Source organism: Ruegeria sp. YTSC003, from assembly GCF_059609785.1.
Genome location: NZ_JBXWMK010000038.1, coordinates 1 through 1,511, shown reverse-complemented (window position 1 = coordinate 1,511; position 1,511 = coordinate 1). Strand labels below are relative to the sequence as shown.

The 1,511-nt window shown below is 54.1% G+C and carries 1 protein-coding gene; it reads left to right on the top strand.

The features are described 5' to 3' along the window. The first annotated feature begins 85 nt into the window (after window positions 1–85). Window positions 86–1,437 (top strand): IS3 family transposase gene (locus AC2FFH_RS23145; RefSeq protein ID WP_170825240.1). Its coding sequence is split into 2 segments (ribosomal slippage): window positions 86–422 and window positions 422–1,437, totalling 1,353 coding nucleotides; the frame shifts between segments, so codons are not numbered across the junction. The last annotated feature ends 74 nt before the right edge of the window (window positions 1,438–1,511 follow it).

Here is a 1,511-nt window from a genome sequence, read left to right as displayed (position 1 = left end):
TGTCTGACGTCAGCACCAATGGGACAGTTTAAGTAGATTTGATAAGAGAGGGTTTCTGGCTCATCGTAACCGCCAAGGAGTGGAGATGAGAAAGAAACCCGGAACCAAGCAGAGCTACGGTGAGAAGGTCGTAAAGGACATTCGCCGTGTGACCCGCAAACAGTATTCCGCAGAAGAGAAGATCAGGATCGTGCTGGACGGCCTTAAAGGCGAGGACAGCATTGCAGAGCTGTGCCGTCGTGAGGGCATCGCGCAGAGCCTGTATTACAGCTGGTCCAAGGAATTTCTGGAAGCCGGCAAGAAACGTCTGGCAGGTGACACGGCCCGTGCGGCAACTTCCGCCGAAGTGAAGGATCTGAGACGGGAAGCCCGTGATCTAAAGGAAGTTGTTGCAGAACAGGCCCTGGAACTGCGTTTGCTCAAAAAAAGCATGATCGCAGATGGGGACGACGACGAATGAGGTATCCTGCATCTGAAAAGCTGGAGATCATCCGCCTCGTCGAAGGTTCGCATCTCCCGACCAAGCGCACTTTGGAAAAGCTGGGCATCCCGAAGACCACCTTCTATCGCTGGTACGACCGGTATCTGTCGGGTGGTCCTGAGGCGCTTGAGGATCGTAGTCCCAAGCCCTCACGGGTCTGGAACCGCATTCCGCAGCCAATGCGTGAGAAGATCAAGGACCTGGCACTGAAGGAAAGTGAGCTTTCCCCGCGTGAGTTAGCTGTTCGCTTCACCGACACAGAAAAGTACTTTGTGTCAGAGGCTTCGGTCTATCGCATCCTCAAGTCCTACGATCTGATCACCAGCCCGGCTTATGTGGTTTTGTCGGCCGCAGACGAGTTCCAGGACAAGACCACACGGCCGAACCAACTCTGGCAGACCGACTTCACTTACCTGAAGGTCATCGGCTGGGGCTGGTTCTATCTCAGTACGATCCTGGACGATTACAGCCGTTACATCATCGCTTGGAAGCTTTGTACGACTATGAAGACCGAGGATGTGACCGACACGCTGGACCTGGCACTACAGGCGTCGGGCTGTGATCAGGCAACCGTGCTGCACAAACCGCGCCTGCTCAGTGATAACGGATCCAGTTATATCTCTGGTAAACTTGCTGAATGGCTGGAAGATCAGGAAATGGATCATGTCCGAGGGGCGCCATACCATCCGCAAACTCAGGGAAAGATCGAGCGCTGGCACCAGACCTTGAAGAACCGCATCTTGCTGGAAAACTACTACCTGCCCGGTGATCTCAGGCAGCAGATCGATGCTTTCGTCGATCACTACAACCACCGGCGCTACCACGAAAGCTTACAAAACCTCACGCCCGCTGATGTCTACTTCGGGCGCGGACAGACCATTCTAAAACAACGAGAGAGGATCAAACGAAAGACCATCGAAACCCGGCGCTTGCTTCACCGCAAATCCGCCGCATAATCAAACCAACCAGATGAGCCACATCCTCTCTTAGATCAGAGCGCCATCTGTCCCAAAATCCCTGACGACGGACA